The sequence below is a fragment of the Streptomyces sp. Go-475 genome, from assembly GCF_003330845.1.
Classification (GTDB): domain Bacteria; phylum Actinomycetota; class Actinomycetes; order Streptomycetales; family Streptomycetaceae; genus Streptomyces.
Genome location: NZ_CP026121.1, coordinates 6,613,996 through 6,632,512, shown reverse-complemented (window position 1 = coordinate 6,632,512; position 18,517 = coordinate 6,613,996). Strand labels below are relative to the sequence as shown.

Annotated in this window: 14 protein-coding genes; 3 read left to right on the top strand and 11 right to left on the bottom strand. The window is 73.9% G+C overall.

From position 1 onward, the window contains the following. Nucleotides 1-12 precede the first annotated feature (12 nt). The 6 genes from C1703_RS30400 to C1703_RS30375 form a co-directional block, all read right to left on the bottom strand. Nucleotides 13-912 carry an ABC transporter permease gene (locus C1703_RS30400; protein WP_114255829.1) on the bottom strand — a complete coding sequence of 300 codons (900 nt, stop codon included), beginning with the start codon at nucleotides 910-912 and terminating at the stop codon, nucleotides 13-15. Then, nucleotides 902-1,870, bottom strand: a complete 969-nt coding sequence (locus tag C1703_RS30395) for an ABC transporter permease (RefSeq protein WP_114255828.1) — start codon at nucleotides 1,868-1,870, stop codon at nucleotides 902-904. Before C1703_RS30395 ends, C1703_RS30400 begins: the two co-directional genes overlap by 11 nt. Nucleotides 1,871-1,890: 20 nt before the next feature. Continuing rightward, a complete protein-coding gene (locus tag C1703_RS30390) occupies nucleotides 1,891-3,480 on the bottom strand; it encodes an ABC transporter substrate-binding protein (RefSeq protein WP_114255827.1) in 1,590 nt (529 codons plus the stop codon). Nucleotides 3,481-3,652: 172 nt separating this feature from the next. Beyond that, nucleotides 3,653-4,093: a DUF6299 family protein gene (locus C1703_RS30385; protein ID WP_114255826.1), complete on the bottom strand. Its 441-nt coding sequence runs from the start codon at nucleotides 4,091-4,093 to the stop codon at nucleotides 3,653-3,655. A 108-nt stretch (nucleotides 4,094-4,201) separates the two neighbouring features. Next, a complete protein-coding gene (locus C1703_RS30380) occupies nucleotides 4,202-4,600 on the bottom strand; it encodes a RidA family protein (RefSeq protein ID WP_114255825.1) in 399 nt (132 codons plus the stop codon). Next, nucleotides 4,597-5,742: an acyl-CoA dehydrogenase family protein gene (locus C1703_RS30375; protein WP_114255824.1), complete on the bottom strand. Its 1,146-nt coding sequence runs from the start codon at nucleotides 5,740-5,742 to the stop codon at nucleotides 4,597-4,599. Before C1703_RS30375 ends, C1703_RS30380 begins: the two co-directional genes overlap by 4 nt. A gap of 126 nt (nucleotides 5,743-5,868) precedes the next feature. Here C1703_RS30375 and C1703_RS30370 point away from each other — a divergent pair, with 126 nt between their 5' ends. Then, complete coding sequence (locus C1703_RS30370; protein ID WP_114255823.1) at nucleotides 5,869-7,467, top strand: AMP-binding protein; 1,599 nt, start codon at nucleotides 5,869-5,871, stop codon at nucleotides 7,465-7,467. Between the two features lie 15 nt (nucleotides 7,468-7,482). Continuing rightward, nucleotides 7,483-8,295, top strand: a complete 813-nt coding sequence (locus C1703_RS30365) for a PaaX family transcriptional regulator C-terminal domain-containing protein (RefSeq protein WP_114255822.1) — start codon at nucleotides 7,483-7,485, stop codon at nucleotides 8,293-8,295. 25 nt (nucleotides 8,296-8,320) lie between these two features. Here C1703_RS30365 and C1703_RS40210 read toward each other — a convergent pair whose 3' ends face one another. From C1703_RS40210 to C1703_RS30345, 4 genes are all read right to left on the bottom strand, one after another. After that, entirely contained in the window at nucleotides 8,321-12,637 is a 4,317-nt protein-coding gene (locus tag C1703_RS40210) for a serine protease (RefSeq protein ID WP_114255821.1), read from the bottom strand. Beyond that, nucleotides 12,627-12,998 carry a CU044_2847 family protein gene (locus C1703_RS30355; protein WP_114255820.1) on the bottom strand — a complete coding sequence of 124 codons (372 nt, stop codon included), beginning with the start codon at nucleotides 12,996-12,998 and terminating at the stop codon, nucleotides 12,627-12,629. Before C1703_RS30355 ends, C1703_RS40210 begins: the two co-directional genes overlap by 11 nt. 124 nt (nucleotides 12,999-13,122) lie before the next feature. Further along, the gene (locus C1703_RS30350; protein ID WP_232840796.1) at nucleotides 13,123-15,366 is read right to left on the bottom strand and encodes a bifunctional salicylyl-CoA 5-hydroxylase/oxidoreductase; all 2,244 of its coding nucleotides are present in this window, start codon (nucleotides 15,364-15,366) and stop codon (nucleotides 13,123-13,125) included. Nucleotides 15,367-15,458: 92 nt separating this feature from the next. After that, a complete protein-coding gene (locus tag C1703_RS30345) occupies nucleotides 15,459-16,286 on the bottom strand; it encodes an enoyl-CoA hydratase family protein (protein WP_114255818.1) in 828 nt (275 codons plus the stop codon). Nucleotides 16,287-16,605: 319 nt separating this feature from the next. On the opposite strand from C1703_RS30345, the gene C1703_RS30340 reads away from it, so the two are divergent. After that, nucleotides 16,606-17,061 (top strand): ATP-binding protein, encoded by a 456-nt coding sequence (locus C1703_RS30340; protein ID WP_114255817.1) that lies wholly within the window; start codon nucleotides 16,606-16,608, stop codon nucleotides 17,059-17,061. On the opposite strand, the gene C1703_RS30335 is transcribed toward C1703_RS30340, so the two are convergent. Further along, entirely contained in the window at nucleotides 17,018-18,448 is a 1,431-nt protein-coding gene (locus C1703_RS30335) for an amino acid permease (protein WP_114255816.1), read from the bottom strand. The genes C1703_RS30340 and C1703_RS30335 overlap by 44 nt on opposite strands. Nucleotides 18,449-18,517 lie beyond the last annotated feature (69 nt).

The following is an 18,517-nucleotide window of genomic DNA, read 5'->3' as shown; positions in this document are numbered from 1 at the left end:
CGATACCGGCGCTCACAGCATCAGCTCCGATCGGTGACGGGGATGGAGCCGCTCCCGCCACGCCCCCGCGAGACCGGCGATGGCCAGGGTCGGGACGATGAGGAACAGGCCCGGGAAGAGGGTCGGCCACCACTGGCCGGCGAGCAGGGAGCCGCGGGCGGTCTGGATCAGGGTGCCGAGGCTCGCCGTGTGCGTGGGCAGTCCGAGACCGAGGAAGGACAGCGCCGACTCGTGCCACATGGCGTGCGGCACCATCAGGACGGCCGCGAGGGCCGCTTGGGGAAGCACGGCGGGCAGGAGGTGCCGTACGGCCACCCGCCACCGGGACGCCCCGCCGGACACGGCGGCGTCGACGTACGGCCGCGACCGCAGCGACAGCATCTCGGCGCGGACGATCCGCGCGGTGGACAGCCAGTGGGTGAGCGCCACGGAGATCACCACGGGCCAGACCCCGGGCCGGAACATCGCGACGATGAAGATGCCGAGCAGCAGGTGCGGCACGGCGGAGAACGTGTCGACCACCCGCATCAGCGCACGGTCGGCCCAGCCGCCCAGGGCCCCGGCCGCCGCGCCCACGGCCGTGCCGACCAGGGTCGCCGTCAGCGCCGCGGCCACCCCGACGAGCAGCGACACGCGCAGTCCGTAGACGCAGCGCAGCAGCAGGTCACGGCCGACGTCGTCGGTGCCGAAGGGGTGTGCCCACGAGGGCGGTTGCAGCTTGGCCGCGAGGTCGACGGCCTGCTGGTCGAGCTGGACCAGCGGCGGTACGAGCAGCACGGCCAGGACGGTCGCGGCCACCAGCACCGCGGAGGTGCGTACGCGCAGGGCGCGGGTGGAGCGGCGCTGCGGGCCGTACGACCGCCACTCGGTCTCCGCCGGGGCGCCTACGGGCGCCGGTGCGTCACATGTCACTGAGCTTCACCCTCGGGTCGAACAGTCCGTAGAGCAGGTCGGCGAGCAGGTTGCCGGCGAGGACGGCGGCGGTGGCCAGGGTCGTCAGGGCGGCGAGCAGCGGGAAGTCGACGGCGGTGGCCGCCTCGACGGTGGCCGCGGCGATGCCCGGCCAGCTGAAGACGCTCTCCACCAGCAGCGCCCCGGTGATGAGTTCGGGCACGCGGGAGCCGATGAGCGTGAGCACCGGCAGCAGTCCGGAGCGCAGGGCGTGCCCGAGCAGGACGGTGCGTTCGCTCAGGCCTCGCGCCCGGGCTCCGCGTACGGGGTCCTCGGCGAGGGCGTCGCCGACGCCCTGGCGCACGTACAGCGTGAACCACGGCAGTTGGGACACCGCGAGGACGCCCGCGGGCAGCACGAGGTGGCTGGTGACCTGCCCGAGGCTGACGTGTTCGCTGCCGGTGTCGGTCAGGCCGCCCGCCGGCAGGACGTCCCACCGGAGGGCGAACAGCCAGACGGCGAGCAGCGCGATCCAGAAGACCGGGGCCGCCTCCAGGGTGTAGGCGAGGGAGGTGACGGCCCGGTCGGCGGCCGAGCCGGGGCGGCGCGCGGCGAGCACGCCGAGCAGCGTGCCCAGCAGCACGGCGACGGCGAAGGCGACCGCGCAGAGCAGCGCGGACCACACGAGCCGTTCGCCGATCACCTGGGCGACCGGCTGCCGCAGCACGGTGGAGTGGCCGAGGTCGCCGGTGAGCGCGGAGGTCAGCCAGTCCCACCAGCGGACGGCGAACGGCCGGTCCACGCCGAGGTTCTCGCGCAGCCGGTCCAGGGTCTCCTGGTCGGCGCCGAGCGCGGCGGTGCCGGCGTAGGCCTTGACGGGGTCGAAGGGGGAGGCGGCGGCGATGGCGAACACGCCGAACGTGACGACGAGCAGGACGGGGACGGCGAACAGCGCCCGCCGTCCCGCCAGCCGTGCCATCGCTCCCCAGGGCGGGCGGGTCACTGCTTCGGCTGCCAGTCCTCGATGTTCCACCAGGGGCCGCTGGCGAAGCCGTGCTCGTGCGGCTCCAGCTGGGTGGTCAGGCCGTCCCAGCGGTCGGCCAGCACGTAGAGGTGGTCGATGTGGGTGAGGAAGGTGTAGCCGGGGTCCTGGACCAGGGCGCGCTGCAGCGTGTCGTAGGCGGCCTTGCGTGCGGCCGGGTCCTGGCTGCGGCGGCCGGTGTCGAGGGCGCGGTCCACGGCCGGGTTGTCGTAGCGGGCCATGTTGTTGAAGCCGTCGCCGGCGAGGGAGGAGTGCAGCAGGGTGTAGAGGCCGAAGTCGGGGTCGCCGGTGCTGCCGAAACCGGCGAGGACGGCGGTGTCCTTCATGCGCGGCTCGATGACCTCCCAGGTGGCGCTCTCCACCTTCACCTCGATGCCGGCCTTCTTGGCGTCGGAGGCGTAGGCGAGGGCGTGGTCCTGGCGGACCTTGTCGCCGGAGGGGTAGAGGAGGCTGAGGGAGGCGCGCTTGCCGTCCTTGGCGCGGATGCCGTCCTCGCCGGGCTTCCAGCCGGCCTCGTCCAGGATCCGGCCGGCCTTGCCGAGGTCCTTGGCGCGCTCGATGTCCTCGGTGAAGGCGGGGTCGTCGACGGGCAGCGGCCCGTAGGCCGGGCGGCCCGCGCCGTCGAGGATCTTGTCGACCATGGCCCGGCGGTCCACGGCGGCGTCCAGTGCCCGGCGGATGGCGCGGTCGCCGGTGACCCGGTGCGCGGTGGGCAGGGTGACGGCCCGGAAGTCGTAGGAGCGTGCCTCGTAGGTGCGTGTGGCGTCGTCGCCCTTGAAGGTGGCGGCGAGGTTGGGCGGCAGGACCGCGCCGTCGAGGTCGCCGGAGCGCAGCCGGGTGGCGCGGACGTCGTCGTCGGCGATGACCGCCATGGTGAAGGTCTTCACCTTCGGCTTGCCGCCCCAGTAGCGGGGGTTGGCCTTGAAGGTGAGCTTCTCGCCCTTGCTCCACGTGCTGAGGACGTACGGCCCGGTGCCGACCGGCTTGGTGTTGAAGGAGCCGGTGTTGGGGTCCTGCTTCCCGGCCACGTGCTCGGGGACGATGGGCAGGACCGTGCGGGCGGCGAAGGGGGCGTAGGGGTACTTGAGGGTGAAGACGACCTTGTCGTCACCGCTCGCCCGGACCTCCTTCACGGCGTCCAGCTCGCTCTTGAAGGTGTTGTTGGTCTTCGGGTCGAGGACGGTCCGGTAGGTGTAGACGACGTCGTCGGCCGTGAGGGGCTCGCCGTCGCTGAACTCGACGCCGTCGCGCAGGGTGTAGGTGTAGGTGCGGCCGCCGTCGGTGATCTCGGGGAGCGCGGCCGCCAGCGCGGGCTTCAGCTTCAGATCGGCGTCGTGGGCGAGCAGCCCGTCGAAGATCTTGGAGTTGCCGTCCTTGCCGTAGCCGAGGAGCGGGCTGAGGGTGTCGGGCTCGGAGGCCACGCCGATCACCACGGATCCGGCGGACTTGGCGTCGCCCGGCCCGCCGCTGCCGGGAGCGGAGCAGGCGGTGACCGCCGCGGCCAGCGCCGCCGTGGCGGCGGCCCCTCGTATCCGACGGGTCGACATGTGACCTCACACCCTTGTTGCTCTAGTCAGGTTGTTGCATAGACCTCGCAATTAAACAGTCAAGGAGGCGGATCGCGCACCATCGCGATGGGAAAGGCCCAGGTCGTCGGGGAGGCCGGGACCGGCGGAACCCTCGTATCCGGGGTGTCCGCCGGTCCGTTCGGGCCCTGGCTCAGCTCTGGGTCAGGGTGATGTCCTGCCCCGAGGTCGCGTGGAAGCTGGGCAGCGGCAGGCCGCTGAAGGTGCGCAGCTCCATCAGGGTTGCTTCCACGTGGGCCGCGCCGGGCGTGAGCGCGCCGGGCATGGGACGGCCCGTGTTCACCCAGCGGTGCACCGCCCCGTCGCACACGGCCCGGGTGCCGCCGATGCCGTAGCGGGTGGTGGAGACGCCCTGGCTCACGGAGGAGCTGACGAAGACGGGGCCGCTGGAGCCGACGCAGCGGTAGGTGCCGGACAGGGTGACGGTGCCGTCGGCGGCGATCCGGCCGACCGCGTCGACCGTCACGGACTCGGACGGGGCGAGGAGCGACGCGGCGGCGGGTGGCGCGCCCGCGCCGGTCAGCAGGAGCAGCGCGGCAACGGCCGCCGCGCCGAGGAGGGGACGTACACGCATGAGGGGAACCTCCCGGAAGGAGTGAGATGGCGGTTTCCACTCGTACCGGCCCTCCGGGCCGCCGTCCGTGACCCTCACCCCTTCGGTGGCGAGTCCGCCGCCCCCCCCCTACGGCAGCACCGCGAACCCGTCCAGTTCCACCAGCGCCTCCTCGTCCCACAGCCGGACGACCTGGACGACCGCCATGGCCGGGTAGTCCCGGCCGGCCAGCCGGCGCCACAGCCGGCCCAGTTCGCGCGCGTGGGCGCGGTACGCCTGGACGTCCGTGGCGTAGACGGTGACGCGGGCGAGGTCGGCGGGGCTGCCGCCGGCCGCGGTGAGGGCGGCCAGCAGATTGGCGAGGGCCTTCTCGAACTGCTCGGGCAGGGTCCGGCCCACCACCTTGCCGTCGGCGTCGAGGGCGGTCTGCCCCGCCAGGAACACCACGCGGGAGCCGGAGGCGACGACGGCGTGGGAGAAGCCGGCCGGCGGGGAGAGGCCGGGCGGGTTGACGCGCTCGGTGGTCACCGGGCCTCCTGGCGGGCGTACAACTCCTTGGCGATGATGCCGCGCTGGACCTCGCTGGCGCCCTCGTAGATGCGCGGGGCGCGCACTTCGCGGTAGAGGTGTTCGAGCAGCTGACCGCGTTGCAGCGCGCGGGCGCCGTGCAGCTGGACGGCCGTGTCGACGACGTACTGGGCGGTCTCGGTGGCGAGCAGTTTCGCCATGGCGGAGCGCCCGGGCACGTCCGGGGCGCCCGTGTCGTACGCGGTCGCCGCCGCGTAAACCATCAGGCGGGCCGCCTCTGTGCGCAGGGCCATCTCGGCGACCTGGTGGGCGACGGCCTGGAGGTCGCGCAGCTTGCCGCCGAAGGCGTCGCGGCGGGCGGTGTGGGCGAGGGTCGCGTCGAGGGCCGCCTGTGCCATGCCGACGGCGAAGGCGCCGACGCTGGGCCGGAACAGGTTGAGCGTGCCCATGGCGACCCGGAAGCCGCGGTCGACCTCGCCCAGCACGTCGTCGGCCGTCACCGGTACGCCGTCGAAGTCGAGGGCGCCGACGGGGTGCGGCGCGAGCATGTCGAGCCCGCGGCCGGTCAGCCCCGGGCGGTCGGCGGGCAGGAGGAACGCCGTGACCCCGCGGGCGCCGGCGCCCGGGGTGGTCCGCGCGAAGACGGTGTAGAAGTCCGCCTCGGGGGCGTTGGAGATCCAGCACTTCTCGCCGGTGAGGCGCCAGCGGGCGTCGCCGTCGGGGTGGGCGGTGCCGTCCGGGTGGGCGGTCAGCTCCAGGGCCGCCGCGTCCGAGCCCGCCCCGGGCTCGCTCAGGGCGAAGGCCGCGACGGCCGTGCCGTCGCTCACCGCGGGGAGCCAGCGGGCGCGTTGGGCGTCGGTGCCGTGGGCGTGCACCGGGTGGGCGCCGAGGCCCTGGAGGGCCAGGGCCGTCTCCGCCTCCGTGCAGGCCTGGGCCAGGGACTCGCGCATCAGGCACAGGTCGAGCGCGCCCGAGGTGAACAGGCGCCCGAGCAGGCCCAGTCGGCCCAGTTCGGCGACCAGGGCCCGGTTCACCCGGCCCGGCTCGCCCTTCTCGGCCAGGGGGCGCAGCCGCTCCGCGGCCAGGGCGCGCAGCTCGGCGCACCAGGCGAGTTGTGCCGGTTCGAGCGAGAATGCGGTCATCGCCGGTCCCTTCTGCGCCGCCCTGCGTCCGGCCGGGCCACTCCGAGGTTATCGCGGACCGTTGACTGCCGTCACCAACACGATACGCTCCAGGGGCGAGCCCACCACGCCAAGGGGGCGAACCGTATGAATCCACGGGACACGGCGCACGTCGACACCTTCACCCGCGACCATCTGCCACCCCCGGACCAATGGCCCGAACTCCGCTTCGACCTGCCGGAGCTGCGCTACCCCGAACGGCTCAACTGCGCCGCCGAACTGCTGACCGGCCAGCCCGGCGACCGCCCCGCCTTCCTCACCCCCACCGGTGAGCCGTGGACGTACGCCGATCTCCGTGCCCGGGTCGACCGCCTCGCCCACCTGCTCACCGGCGAACTCGGCGTCGTCCCCGGCAACCGGGTGCTGCTGCGCGGCCCCACCACCCCCTGGCTCGCCGCCTGCTGGCTGGCGGTGCTGAAGGCGGGGGCCGTCGCGGTCACCGTGCTCGCCCAGCAGCGCCCCCACGAGCTGAGCACCATGTGCGAGATCGCCCGGGTGCGGCACGCGCTGTGCGACATCCGCGCCGTCGACGACCTCGCCAAGGCCGAGATCCCCGGCCTGCGGATCACGACCTACGGCGGTGACGCACCCGACGACCTGCTGCACCGCCCGGCGCCCGAGGCCCCGTTCGAGGCCGTCCCGACGGCGGCCGACGACGTGGCGCTGATCGCCTTCACGTCCGGCACCACCGGCCGCCCCAAGGGCTGCATGCACTTCCACCGGGACGTACTGGCGATCGCCGACACCTTCTCCCGGCACGTGCTGCGGCCCCGCGCCGACGACGTGTTCACGGGCAGTCCCCCGCTCGGCTTCACCTTCGGCCTCGGCGGACTCGTCGTCTTCCCGCTGCGGGCCGGGGCGAGCGCGCTGCTGCTGGAGCAGGCGGGCCCGAGGCACCTGCTGCCGGCCATCGCCCGGCACCGGGTCTCCGTGCTGTTCACCGCCCCGACGGCGTACCGCGCGATGCTCGGCGAGCTCGACGGCCACGACCTGTCGTCCCTGCGCCGCTGCGTCTCGGCCGGCGAGAACCTGCCCGCCGCCACCTGGCGGGCCTGGCACGAACGCACCGGCCTGCGCCTCATCAACGGCATCGGCGCCACCGAGCTGCTGCACATCTTCATCTCCGCCGCCGACGAGCACATCCGCCCGGGCACCACGGGCGTCCCCGTGCCGGGCTGGCAGGCGCGCGTGCAGGACGCGGACGGCGCGCCGGTGCCCGACGGGCGGCCCGGGCTCCTCGCCGTGCGCGGACCGGTCGGCTGCCGCTACCTCGCCGACCCGCGGCAGAGCGTGTACGTGCGCGACGGCTGGAACATCACCGGCGACACCTACGTCCGCGAACCCGACGGCTTCTTCCGGTACGTCGCCCGCGCCGACGACATGATCATCTCGGCCGGGTACAACATCGCGGGCCCCGAGGTCGAGGACGTGCTGCTGCGCCACCCGGACGTGGTGGAGGCGGCGGTCGTCGGGCGGCCCGACGAGGCACGCGGCCAGGTCGTGGTGGCCTTCGCCGTGCTGAAGGAGGGCGCCGCACGGGACGCCGGGGCGCTGCGCGCCTTCGTCAAGGAGGAACTGGCCCCGTACAAGTGCCCACGCGAGATCGTCTTCCTCGACGCGCTGCCGCGCACGGCCACCGGCAAGCTCCAGCGGTTCCGGCTGCGCACCACAGGCGGCCGGGACTGATCCGCACGACCTAAGATGATCAACGTGTCCGACCAGCATGCACCACGGTCTCTCATCGTCACGCTCTACGGCGCGTACGGTCGCTTCGTGCCGGGCCCCGTGCCCGTCGCCGAACTGATCCGGCTGCTGGCCGCGGTCGGCGTCGACGCCCCGTCCGTACGCTCCTCGGTGTCGCGGCTCAAGAGACGCGGACTGCTCGTGCCCGCCCGCACCGCCCAGGGCGCGGCCGGGTACGAACTGTCCCCGGACGCCCGCCAGTTGCTCGACGACGGCGACCGGCGCATCTACGCCACCGCTCCGCCCGAGGACGAGGGCTGGGTGCTCGCGGTGTTCTCCGTGCCGGAGTCGGAGCGGCAGAAGCGGCACGTGCTCCGCTCCCGCCTGTCCGGACTCGGCTTCGGCACGGCCGCCCCGGGCGTGTGGATCGCGCCCGCCCGGCTCTACGAGGAAACCCGGCACACCCTGCAGCGGCTGCGGCTCGACTCGTACGTCGACTTCTTCCGCGGCGACCACCTCGGCTTCGCGCCGACCGCGGAGGCCGTCGCCCGCTGGTGGGACCTGGCCGCGATCGCCAAGGAGCACGAGGCGTTCCTCGACCGCCACGAGCGCGTCCTGCGCGACTGGGAGAAGCGCGAGGACACCCCGCCCGAGGAGGCCTACCGCGACTACCTCCTCGCCCTGGACTCCTGGCGCCACCTCCCCTACACCGACCCGGGCCTGCCCTCCGAGCTGCTCCCCCGGGACTGGCCGGGGGTCCGCTCGTCGGCGGTGTTCCGGGGGCTGCACGAGCGGCTGCGGGAGGCGGGGGCGGAGTTCGTGGGGGTGTGACACCGCCCCCGGGCGCTCGTCGCGTTCAGGTGGAGGGGCATGGCGGAGTGTTCCTGGCCGCCTCCAGGACCGGACGGCCCTGCTGCGCACGGCTGTCGGGGCCGTCAAGGGCCGCGCACAGGGTGGCCTGCCAGGCAGAGGGCGAGAGGCGGAGCGTCCGGGCGCCCTTCTCCGTGACCAGGTGCAGGGTGTCGCCGTTGATGCGGACCGCGTGCAGGTTCTCGTCCCCGCCCTTCAACTGTCCGAGCGGCTCGGCGTCGTCCGGCGAGACCAGGCTGACGCCCGAGCTGACGACGAGGAGCGTCCCGTCCGGCGCGACTCCCAGGAAGCCGGTGGCGTCGTCGATGGCACGGGTCGGCTCCTCCGGGCGCTCCCCGTCCACGTCCCACCACACCACGCGTCGCTCCTCGTCGAACGCGGCGAGCCGGTTCCCATCGGGTGTGAAGACCACCCACCGTTCCACGTCGTCGTCGAGGAACGACCCGTTCGGCAGCGGCCCGCCCTCCAGCCGGGCCACGCGGGTGCCGCGCCGGACGTCCCACAGCTCGATCCTGCCGCTGGCGCGCCAGGGGCCGGTGACCACCGCCACTTGGTGGGGGTGGCCCGGCCTGGTGGTCAGCCGGCCGGTGTTCTGGAACATCCCCCGGCCGGCCGGAGTGTGCTCCAGCCGGACCGGGCCGCCGCTCTGCACCCCGGAGCGCGGGTCCAGCCGGACCAGCGTGTCGCCCAGGCACAGCAGCACGAGGTCGCCGTCGCCCGTCTGCACGATGTCCTGCGGCTGGTTCGCGGTGGGGTCGCCGGACCGGCCGCAATCCCAGGTGACCCCGCGGGAACGCAGGGTGTCGGCGTCGTAGAGGCGGGCGTAGGTGAAGTAGTCCGACCAGACGAGCAGCGCGTCCCCGCCCTTGCGGGTGACCCAGGTCAGGTGCAGCTTCCATCCGTCGATTTCACGCATCTTCCCCGGCAGCGGGGTGTGGCGCGTACGGACTCCCGGCCCGGTGACCTCCAGCCGGCCCGCCCGCAACCGCGCGGTCCGCGAGCCGTCGGGCGAGAGGGCGGCGGCGTCACCGGAACGCGAGAAGAGCTCGTTCGCCACCGCGGACACGGGCTCGGGGCGGGAACGGAGCAGGGTGTCCCCCTCGACGGCCAGGACGGTGCGGGGACCGGAGCCCTCTCCGACGACCCCGAGCGCTCTGGAGCCGTCCCGGCCGGGGAGCGTGAGGGACCAGAAGCGGTCGCGTTCCCTCGGGTCGCGAACCGTCACGCGCCGGTAGTCCCCCGTCTCCCCGGACACGGGAGTGGCATCACGGTAGAGGTGCGTGCCCGTCAGGTCCCGGGAGGTCACACCTCCGGAATAGGTGCGGACCGGCTGCCGCGCCTCGGGATACAGGGAGTACCAGCGGAGACCGTCCGCCACGTCCAGCCAGACGCCCCGGCCGGCCGGCTCCTGGTTCACGGCGGGCTGCGGACCGTAGACGCGGCGGACCCGCTCGCCGGAGGCGGTGTCGTGGAGGTCCAGATAGCGCTGCTCTCCCTTCGCACGGCTGCCGGCGACCGCGACGCGCTCCCCGTCTCCCGGCAGCCACGCCATGGTCGGGTTCTGCTGTTCCACGACCCGCTGGGACACGGGCAGAGCACGGCCGCTGTCCGTGTCCCAGAGCCGGACGAGCGCCTTGCGGCCGTCGTCCTCGGGGCGCGGTTCCTTGAAGGGGAAGAAGTGCAGCAGCCGGGTTCCGTCGTCGGAGAAGTCGACGTGCGGGGACTCGACGCCGCCTCGGGCGGGCAGAGCCGCGGACAACTGCCGCGGGCGGGCTCCGGCCGCGCTCAGGTCCCACAGCAGCACGCTGCCGTCCAGGGTGACCAGCGCGTAGCGGCGGCCGTCGGCGCTGATCGCGTCCCGGAAGTCCTGGACGCGCAGGCCGGCGGGGACGCCCCGGAGCGAAGTGGCCCGGGGACGGCCGTCGACGGCGCCGGTCACCACGGTCGCCGTCAGATCCACGGCACCGTCCCGGCGCGACAGCACCACCACGGTGCGGCCGTCCGGGGACATCGACGACCACTGCGCGCTGCCCGGCCACAGCCCGCTGTGCGAGGACGTCACGTCCGCGGCGCGGACGTACTGCGCGAACAGGGCCTGCTGGGACTGCGGGGTGTGGCGGGCGGTCCAGGCGCCGGCCGCGTAGCGGAACGCGCTGTCCGGCGAACGGTCGGCCACATCGGCGGCGAGCGTGCCCAGTTCGGCGGCGGCAGCCGTGCGCAGCTGTGCCCGGTCCCGCTGGAGGGCGCGGTACGTGCTCACCGCGAGGGTCGACGCCAGCACCGCGAGCACGGTCACCAGAGCGGTCACGCCCCAGAGCCGGCGCAGCCCGCGCCGCTGCCGCCGCCGGCCCGCCTCCAGGTAGGCCCGCTCGGTGTCGGTGAGGTCGTCGGGCCGGTCGGCGAGCCACCGCAGCCCCTCGGCCAGACGGGCCCCGTGCGGCAGGAGCCCGTCGGGGCGGCCCGCGCCGTCCCACTCGGCCGCGTCCCGTGCGGTGCGTTCGTGCCATTCGAGGAAGTCGGCGCCCTCGTGCAGCCAGGCCGCCGGACGCTCCCACTCGCGCAGCAGTGCTTCGTGCACCACCTGCACGGTGCCGGCCTGCTCGCGGGCCGGGCCGGGCCGCCGCTCGACGACGTCCCACACGAGCAGCCGGCGCCCGGCCAGGGCGCGGGCCAGCGCGGCCTGTTCGGGCGACAACTGCCGGATCGGGGCGGCACGCCGGGTGAATCCGCCCTGGCCGTCGGGCCGGGCCAGCTGCTCGAACAGCCTCCGGGCGGTGTCCTCGGCGGCGCCGGTCGAGGCGAGGCAGTCCCGCAGCGCCTCGTCGGCGTACTCGGCCAGCGCCTTGACGACACCACCTGTGCGTTCGTAGGCGGCGTGGGTCATGGTGTGCGCCTTGCGCTGCTCCCACAGCCGCGTCAGGGCGAACTGCAACAGGGGCAGGCACCCCGGTTCGTCCACGGCGTCGGAGACCAGACGCTGTGCCAGTCCCTCCTCCAGACGCAGGCCGGCGACGGCCCGTACCGGTTCCCGCACGGCCCGGGTCAGGGCTTCGGCGGTCATCGGCGCGAGGAACCGCACGGCACCCTCCAGCCGGGCGGAGGTGTCGGCGGCGGTGAGGGCCTCCAGCGTGGCGGAGCGCGCGGTCAGCACGACGCGCAGCCCGCCGCCCTGGGCCGGGTCCGGGGCCTGGGCCAGCGCCGACAGGGCTCGGAAGGCCCGCAGTGCTCCGTGCGGTGCGGCCGCTGCGTACTCCTCGAACTGGTCCAGGAGCAACACGGCACCGCGCGCGCCGAGTTCATGGGTGAGCCGGCCGCGCAGCACCCGCCGCTCGGCCTCGCCGCCGGCGCAGGCGTCCCGCACGGCCTCGAAGCGGTCGCGCCGGGCGGCGTCGTCCGGTACGGCGTCGTGCCAGGCCGCCGCGACCGCTTCGGCGACCCAGGCGTCGGCGTCCTCGGCCGGTGCCCCGGCCGCGTCGGCGGGCTCCGGCACCCGCAGGGCCCAGGGCGTCCCCCGGGTGCGGACCGCCGCCAGCAGGCCTGCCCGGAGCAAGGAGGACTTGCCGCTGCCGGAAGGGCCGACGAGGACGGTGACGGGTCGGGTCTCCAGCGCCCGCACCAGTGCGCCCACCTCGTCCTCACGGCCGTGGAAGTACCGTGCGTGTTCGCTCTCGAACCGGGCCAGGCCCCGGAACGGGCACGGCAGCGCGTCGGGGTCGGTCAGCCGGTCCGCGGCCAGCAGATACGCGGTGTCGCTGACCGGCCCTCTGCCCCGCGTGGTGAGCATGCCGACGACGGCCTCTTCCCCCGGGTCCCAGACGGCGGCGCCGCTGAACCCCGGGCCGATGCGGACGCCCGGTGCGGTCAGGTCGAGCTGGATGAGGTCGGCGCGCTGCCGGCCGCGCAGGGTGCCGGTCGCGTTCACTCCGCGCGAGACCTGAGGGGGGAAGCCGAACGCGCGGATGTCCCGGTTCCACTCGTCTTCGGAGCCGTCCGCGAGGGGCAGCGGCTCCGTCCCGTCCACCGTCGCGCTCAGGCGCAGGTGCGCGACGTCGTCCTCGGGCCACCAGGACTCCACCACGGCGGCCACCCGTGGGCCCGGTTCGGCACCGGCGAGCAGCGGGAAGTCGACCACGACCGGCTGCACGGGGCGGCTGCCGTCCGGCTCGGCCACGACGTGGGCGCACGTGCACAGCAGGTCGTCGTCGAGGAGGAAGCCCGCGCCGACCGGTTCGCCGTCCGGGGCGAACACCCGGGCGGCGCCGCGTTCGTACCGTGCCCGGCGCGGCAGGGAGCTAGCCGGCATCGGTGGTTCCGGCGACGCTCGTGGCGTCCCACTCGACACCGACGGTGAAGTGCGCCTCGGCCGCGGTGCGGGCGACGACCACGCCGGCCTCGGCGGTCACCTTGACCCCGAACTCCAGCGTGATCCGGTCCGGCCGGCGAGGCATGGAGCGCAGGGAGTCCACGATGTCCGAGACCGCCGGGCGGATCCGGTCGACGGCGCCGCGCAGGGTGTCGGCCGCGCTCGCCACGTCGTCCGCCGGGCGCGGCCGGCGGATGGGTTCGTAGGGGTCCTCGGCCACGGGGCGCGGCGAAGCCGGTTCGGTGGTCTCGACGCGCAGCAGCGAGCCGTCGTCGAGTCGGATGCTGGTGATGGCCGTCATCGGTGACTGTGTGTCCTCTGATGTCGTAGTGAACGAACGACGACAGAGCGTAGTCAATCGTGGGACAACACGTGACCGAAGTTCCGCCTCGGGGCGGGGAGTTCCGCCGGAACCCGCCGTCAGCTCACAGGCTCAGCCGCGGCTTGGGCGCGTCCGTGCGGCCCGTGCGGGGGCGGCGGCTGCCCGCGCGGTACGGGGTCGGCCAGGTCGCGCCGGGGCCCGTGTAGCCCTGCTCGGCCGCCGCGTGCAGGGTCCAGTGCGGGTCGTAGAGGTGCGGGCGGGCCAGGGCGCACAGGTCCGTGCGGCCGGCCAGGATCAGGGAGTTGACGTCGTCCCAGGAGGAGATCGCGCCGACCGCGATCACGGGGACGCCGGTGGCGTTGCGGATGCGGTCCGCGAACGGCGTCTGGTACGACCGTCCGTACTCGGGCCGCTCGTCCGCCACGACCTGCCCCGTCGACACGTCGATCGCGTCGGCGCCGTGCGCGGCGAAGGCCCGGGCGATCTCCACGGCCTCCTCGGCGGTCGTCCCGCCCTCGGCCCAGTCGGTCGCGGAGAGGCGGACCGTCATGGGCCGCTCCCCCGGCCAGACGTTCCGTACGGCGTCGAAGACCTCGAGCGGGAAGCGGAGCCGCTTCTCCAGGGTGCCGCCGTAGGCGTCGGTGCGGCGGTTGGTCAGCGGGGAGAGGAAGCCGGAGAGCAGGTAGCCGTGGGCGCAGTGCAGTTCGAGCAGGTCGAAACCGGCCCGCGCGGCACGCACGGCGGCGGCCGCGAACTGCTCACGGATGTCGGTGAGCTGGGCACGGGACAGCGCGCGGGGGGTCTGGCTGAACCGCTGGTACGGCAGTGCCGACGCGGCCACGAGCGGCCAGTTGCCCTCCTCCAGCGGCTCGTCCATGCCCTCCCACATCCGTTTCGTCGAGCCCTTGCGGCCGCTGTGGCCGAGTTGCACGCCGATCGCGGTGCCCGGGGCCTGCGCGTGCACGAAGCCGGTGATCCGCTTCCAGGCCTCGGCCTGCCGGCCGGTGTAGAGGCCGGCGCAGCCGGGCGTGATCCTGCCCTCCTCGCTGACGCACACCATCTCCGTCATCACCAGCCCGGCCCCGCCCAGCGCCCGCGCGCCCAGATGGACGAGGTGGAAGTCGCCGGGGACGCCGTCGACCGCCGAGTACATGTCCATGGGTGAGACGACGACCCGGTTGCGCAGGGTCAGGCCGCGCAGCCGGAACGGGGTGAACATGGGCGGTGTGCCGGGCGGGCAGCCGAACTCGCGCTCCACGGCCTCCGTGAAGCGCGCGTCGCGCAGGCGGAGGTTGTCGTGGGTGACGCGGCGGCTGCGGGTGAGCAGGTTGAAGGCGAACTGGCGGGGCGGCTGGTCCAGGTAGAGGGCGAGGTTCTCGAACCACTCCAGGCTGGCCCGTGCCGCGCGCTGCGTGGAGGCGACGACCGGGCGCCGCTCCGCCTCGTAGGCGGCCAGGGCCTCGGGCAGGGAGTCCTGCTCCGCCAGGCAGGCCGCGAGCGCCAGGGCGTCCTCGACGGCCAGTTTGGTGCCGGAGCCGATGGAGAAGTGGGCGGTGTGGGCGGCGTCGCCGAGGAGGACGACGTTGCGGTGCGACCAGCGCTCGTTGACGACCGTGCGGAACGTCGTCCACACCGAGTTGTTCGACTTCAGGGGGCGGCCGTGGAGCGCCTCGGCGAAGATCTTGGCGCAGCGTTCGATGGACTCCGCTTCGCCGAGTTCGTCGAAACCGGCCGCGCGCCAGACCTCTTCGCGCATCTCGACGATCACGGTGGAGGCGTCCGGCGCGTAGGGGTAGGCGTGGAGTTGCATCACGCCGTGCTCGGTCTCGGCGATCTCGAAGCGGAAGGAGCCGAGGGCGAAGTCGGCGGCGAGCCAGATGTAGCGGCAGCGGTGGGTGGTCAGGCGGGGGCGGAACGCGTCCGCGTACCTCTCGCGGGTGGTGCTGTGGACGCCGTCCGCGGCGATGACCAGGTCGTGGGTCCGCGGGAGGTCGTCGGGGGCCTCGGTGCGGAAGCGGAGGTCCACGCCGAGTTCCCGGCAGCGGGTGTGGAGGATCTCCAGCAGGCGGTGGCGGCCCAGCGCGGCGAATCCGTGGCCGCCGGAGGTGTGGCGTACGCCGCGGTGGGCGATGTCGATGTCGTCCCAGCGGACGAAGTCCCTGCGGAGGGCCTCGTAGACCGTGGGGTCGGCGTGTTCGATGCCGCCGAGGGTCTCGTCGGAGAGGACCACGCCGAAGCCGAAGGTGTCGTCGGGGGCGTTGCGTTCCCAGACGGTGATGTCGCGGGTGGGGTCGAGGCGTTTGAGGAGGGCGGCGGCGTAGAGGCCGCCGGGGCCTCCGCCGATGATTGCGACGCGTAGGGGGTGGCTGTTGTCGGTGGGCGACTGCGGGTGCGTTGTGGCTTGTCGCGCAGTTCCCCGCGCCCCTGAAGGACGAGCACTCACCGTCCGCTCCACTTCGGAGGGCGCTTTTCTGTGAATGCCGCGTGGAACTCGGCGTAGTCCGCGCTGTTCATCAACAGTGCCTGCGTCGAGGCGTCCAGTTCCACCGATGCCGCCAGGGGCATGTCCAGTTCCGCCGTGAGGAGGGCCTTCGTCTGGGCGTAGGCCAGGGCCGGGCCCGCGGCCAGGCGGTGGGCCAGTTGGCGTGCTGCCTCGTCGGCGTGGCCCTCCTCCGTCAGTTCGCTGATCAGGCCGATGCGCTCGGCCTCCGGGGCGCGGACCGGGTCGCCCAGCATCAGCAGGCGGGTCGCGTGGCCCAGGCCGACGACCCGGGGCAGCAGGTACGCCGCGCCCATGTCGCCGCCGGAGAGGCCGACGCGGGTGAAGAGGAAGGCGAAGCGGGTGGTGGGGTCGGCGACGCGGAAGTCGGCGGCCAGAGCGAGGACCGCTCCGGCGCCGGCCGCCACGCCGTGCAGCGAGGCGATCACCGGGAACGGGCACTCGCGGAGCGCGCGGACCACCTGGCCGGTCATCCGGTTGAAGTCGAGGAGCTGGGCGGTGTCCATGGCGAGCGTGGCGCCGATGATCTCGTCGACGTCGCCGCCGGAGCAGAAGCCGCGGCCCTCGCCGGCCAGTACCAGGGCCCGTACGGACCGCTCCCGGGACAGCTCCGCGAGCAGGTCGCGCAGGTCGGCGTAGGCGCCGAAGGTGAGGGCGTTGAGCTTGGCGGGGCGGGCCAGGGTGACGGTCGCGACGCCGTCGGCGACCTCGACGCGCAGATGCTCCCAGCTCGGGGTGGGGGCGGCGGAGCCGGTGAAGGGACTCATGACGGGCGGCCTCCTCGGGCGGGCACTGCCTCACTGAGCTCTACCCCACGAAGCTATCACTCATTCGTGACTGTCGTCATGAGTGCGCGATAGGCCGTCCGGGTAGGACTCCGGTGTGGATCCGGGCGCGACCCGGGCCGGTCACATCCGTCACAGATCGTCCACATCGGCGTAACGGCGGGAGCAGCTGTGCGCGGCACCGCGTTCACCTGGGTAAGCCGTCGGCAAGGGGCGAAGGTGCCCCCGACGGTGCCCCTCGGACGCCTCGGAAGAGTGGCGCCGTACCATTCATCAGGTTGAAAGCAGGACGTCCTGCTCCATGAACGGACCCGCCTTGTACGAACTCCCCTCAGCCCCCGCCTCCTGGCGCATCGCGCTGCCGCACACCGCGGCGGCGGTGCCGGTGGCCCGTGCCCTGGTCCGTACGGCGCTGACCGAGTTGGAGCACGGGGCGGACTGCGACACCGCCGAGCTGCTCACGGCGGAGCTGGTGGCGAACGCCGTGGAGCACACCTCGGGCGAGACGCCGATAGAGCTGGTCGTGGAGCTGATGCCGTCGGGCTGCCAGGTCGAGGTGCACGACACCGACCCGGCGCCGCCCGGCGACCTCACCTGTCCGGCCGGCGGGCCGCCCGACCCCTGGCAGGAGCACGGGCGCGGTCTGCTGCTGATCCGCACCCTCAGCTCCTCCTGCGGCCACCGGCCCACCGAGTCCGGCAAGGCCGTGTGGTTCAGACTGCCTGTGGTGCCGGCTCAGCGGCGTCCGTCGGCGTGAGGCGGGCGAGCCGGGAGTTCCGCCGCCCGTAGAGCAGGTACAGCGCGACGCCGGCCGCCAGGAACACGGCGAACCGGAGCCAGGCCGCCGCGCCCGTCTCGTACATCAGGTACAGGCAGAAGCCGACGCCGAGCAGCGGGGTGACCGGGTAGAGCGGCACGCGGAAGGTGCGGGCGAGGCCCGGTTCGCGGCGGCGCAGGGCGATGACCGCGACGTTGACGGCGGCCATGGCGGCGAGCGTGCCGATGGTGCACAGGCTGACCACCGCGTCCAGCGGCGCGAACGCCGCGGGGAGCGCGAAGACGACCGCCACGATCAGGGTGCCGGCGACCGGCGTCGAGGTCCTCGGCGAGACCTTCTCGAAGACGCGCGGGACGAGCCCGTCACGGGACATCGACATGAGGATCCGGGTCTGGCCGTACATCACGGCGAGCACCACCGAGGCGATGGCGACGACCGCGCCGAAGGCGATCACGCCGCCGCCGACGGTCGAGCCGGTGACCTGGTTGACGACGTGGGAGAGGGCAGCGGGCCGGCCGCCGACGGCGTCGCCGCCGATGGCGCCGATGGCGGCGAGGGCGACCGCGCAGTAGAGCAGCGTGACCAGGCCGATGCAGACGAGGATCGCGACGGGGATGTCCCGGCGGGGGTTCTTCGCCTCCTCGCCGGCCGTGGTGATCGCGTCGAAGCCGATGTACGAGAAGAAGGCGGCGGTGGTGCCCGCGCCGACGCCGGCCAGGCCCTCCGGCGAGAACGGCGTGAGGTTGCCGTCCTCGAAGGCGGTGAGGCCGATCGCCACGAAGGCCACGAGCACGGCGAGCTTGAGGACGGCCATCGCGGCCGTGGCCCGGGCGCTGTCGCGCACCCCGCGCACCAGGAGCACGGCGGCCAGGGCGATGACGATCACGGCCGGGAGGTTGACCAGCCCGCCCTCGGCCGGACCGGCCGACAGGGCCGCGGGGAGCCGCAGCCCGACGAGGCTGTCGAGCAGTTCGTCGACGTACTGGCTCCAGCCGACCGCCACGGCCGACACCGACACGCCGTACTCCAGCAGCAGGCACCAGCCGACGAGGAAGGCCGTGCCCTCGCCGAGTCCGGCGTAGGCGAAGGAGTACGAGGAGCCGGAGACCGGGATCGCGCCGCCCAGCTCGGCGAAGGCGAACGCGGTGAGGACGCAGGTGAGCGCGGCCAGGACGAAGGAGACGACGACGGCCGGACCGGCCTGGGCGACCGAGTCGGACAGGCCGACGAAGATGCCGGTGCCGACGATCGCGCCGACGCCGAAGCAGACGAGCTGGAAGAGGCCCATCGTGCGCTTCAGGCCGTGGCCCTCACGGTCGGCGCCGGATTCGGCCACCAGGAGCTGGGGCGACTTGTAGCGAGGCATGCGGGTGGTGCTCGTTCCTGGTGGTGCGGGGATGCGACGGGTGCGTCGCGCGGGCGGCCGCGGAGAAGG

Bases quoted from the DNA above. Each gene is read 5' to 3' on its own strand.
- C1703_RS30395 (WP_114255828.1), bottom strand. From the start codon at position 1,870: ATGGCACGGCTGGCGGGACGGCGGGCGCTGTTCGCCGTCCCCGTCCTG.
- C1703_RS30390 (WP_114255827.1), bottom strand. From the start codon at position 3,480: ATGTCGACCCGTCGGATACGAGGGGCCGCCGCCACGGCGGCGCTGGCC.
- C1703_RS30385 (WP_114255826.1), bottom strand. From the start codon at position 4,093: ATGCGTGTACGTCCCCTCCTCGGCGCGGCGGCCGTTGCCGCGCTGCTC.
- C1703_RS30375 (WP_114255824.1), bottom strand. From the start codon at position 5,742: ATGACCGCATTCTCGCTCGAACCGGCACAACTCGCCTGGTGCGCCGAG.
- C1703_RS30370 (WP_114255823.1), top strand. From the start codon at position 5,869: ATGAATCCACGGGACACGGCGCACGTCGACACCTTCACCCGCGACCAT.
- C1703_RS30365 (WP_114255822.1), top strand. From the start codon at position 7,483: ATGATCAACGTGTCCGACCAGCATGCACCACGGTCTCTCATCGTCACG.
- C1703_RS40210 (WP_114255821.1), bottom strand. From the start codon at position 12,637: ATGCCGGCTAGCTCCCTGCCGCGCCGGGCACGGTACGAACGCGGCGCC.
- C1703_RS30355 (WP_114255820.1), bottom strand. From the start codon at position 12,998: ATGACGGCCATCACCAGCATCCGACTCGACGACGGCTCGCTGCTGCGC.
- C1703_RS30345 (WP_114255818.1), bottom strand. From the start codon at position 16,286: ATGAGTCCCTTCACCGGCTCCGCCGCCCCCACCCCGAGCTGGGAGCAT.
- C1703_RS30340 (WP_114255817.1), top strand. From the start codon at position 16,606: ATGAACGGACCCGCCTTGTACGAACTCCCCTCAGCCCCCGCCTCCTGG.
- C1703_RS30335 (WP_114255816.1), bottom strand. From the start codon at position 18,448: ATGCCTCGCTACAAGTCGCCCCAGCTCCTGGTGGCCGAATCCGGCGCC.